This is a genomic window from Pseudomonas sp. MWU13-2100 (assembly GCF_023242365.1).
Taxonomy (GTDB): domain Bacteria; phylum Pseudomonadota; class Gammaproteobacteria; order Pseudomonadales; family Pseudomonadaceae; genus Aquipseudomonas.
Window position 1 is genome coordinate 1 of sequence record NZ_JALLIX010000102.1, and the last position, 1,816, is coordinate 1,816.

Sequence of the window (1,816 nt, forward strand, 5' to 3'; positions counted from 1 at the left end):
TGATGGCTGGGATGAAGCCCGCGAGGAGGACCTGGCCCGCAGGATTCGCCGTGGTCGGCGTTCTCAACAAGTGTTGGGTGTGAGTCTATACACCGCCTTGCGAGCGCCAGGGGAGGGGCCAACCACCCAACTGGATGCCCTACTGAGCGGGACCAAAGCCCTAAAACCTCAGCCGTCCAGATTGGACCGAGCAACGTTGGGTCATAGCCGCTTATCTGGCGATCTGGATGAAAACATCGAGCTGGCATTGTTGCGGGTATTGCAACAGGTGCTCGCCGACCTGTCACCCACCCTGGCGCAATTGCCTGACGATAGAGAATTAGCCTTGCTGCTGGAGATCGACAGCAGTTTGCCCGAGCCCCAATGGCGCCGGTTATGGCAACAGGCGTGGGCAGACTCCGATATCCGCCAATCGATAGTTCCCGTCGAAGGCCGTGGGTTGGACGCAGTAGACCAGTGGCTTGATCAGCGTATTACCGATCAGGCGTTGCTCCTGGTGGTGGCGTTGCAGTTTGCGCCGCAACAGCCCGAAGGTACGGCGGAAGTCGCCGTTGGACTGTTGTTTGGCAACCGTCTGACGCAAACCACCTTGGCGCCGATAGCCTACCTCCATCGCCCGGAGCAGGAGCGCGGGCTGACCACCGAGGCGTTGCTCTATGCGGCACGTCAGGCCCTGGACTGGGTGCCGCTGGAGGCGAAATCCATTGAACAGGTCTGGCGGGTGGGGATTGAGGCGCCGCGTGAGACTGTACTCGCCACGGTGCTGGTTGAAGTACCGATGCCGGTGACGCACAACCAGGGACTTCACAACCTGGATAGGTTGCTGGGACACCCCGGTGGCGCTTCACCGTGGCTGGCGATCGCTGCCGCGACGCAGAGCCTTCAACGCGGCGTTGGGCCGCAGTTCATTTTCAGTGGTGGCAGCTGCGCGGAGGCGGGGCTCTGGAGCACGGTATTAACGCTTGTGCCATCGCTTTCGAAGTAGGAATTTCGAATGCAATATCGACGCTCTGTAGAGGCAGGTGTTCTGGTCCGCGCTTTGTTGCTGACGGGGGCAGTCCTGGGTATCGGGGTCTGGCGTTTCCCCGAATGGCTGGGTATCCCGTCCGGCAGTGACAGACAAACCATTGTGTTGCTGGTGATCTCTGCCGCGACGTTGCTCGGGCTGATGGTGCTCGGTGGCTATCATCTGCTGGTGAGTCAACGGGGACATTCGGTCTACGGTCGATTTGAGCCGGATGATGCGCCCCAATCTACACAGGCCAGCGTTCCTGAACCCCGGGATGATCGGGTTGCGCAGGTTCAATCTCACCTCCACGAGCTGTACGGTCCCCTCTGGCGGCGCAAGGTTCGCCTGTTGCTGGTGGTCGGCGAACCCGAGCAGATCGAAGCCATGGCCCCCGGTCTGGCCCAACAACAGTGGCAGGCAGGCCAACGCACCGTGCTGCTCTGGGGCGGCAGCGTGCGGGCCGAACGGGAGGGAGGCGTGTTTGCCCAGTGGCGCGGCCTGAGCCGCTGGCGCGCCCTGGACGGGGTGGTCTGGGCGCTGGACAAGGAGCAGAGCAGCGATGCCGCCGCGATGCGCACTGGCGTGCGTCGCCTGCAGGCTCTGGCCCGTGAGCTGCACTGGGAATTACCGTTGCACCTGTGGCAGGTCTGCGCCAGTGAATGGTCGCAGGCCAAGCGCGAGGCTCAGCCAGTCGGCTGCTTACTGGGCACGCCCTTCACCGAAGCGGCGCTGGAAACGGCCCTGGGGCGTTTATTGGCGCCCTTGCGCCACGCCGGAATCGCCCAGATGCAGACCACGATGGCCCAT

1 protein-coding gene and 1 pseudogene are annotated in these 1,816 nt (G+C 62.9%); both read left to right on the forward strand.

The annotated features are described in order from the left end of the window. The coding region (locus M5B99_RS29460; RefSeq protein ID WP_248807436.1) for a hypothetical protein at nucleotides 1–985 on the forward strand (985 nt) is incomplete at its 5' end. Nucleotides 986–994: 9 nt separating this feature from the next. Next, nucleotides 995–1,816, forward strand: a pseudogene (locus tag M5B99_RS29465) (type VI secretion protein VasK); the annotation flags it as partial.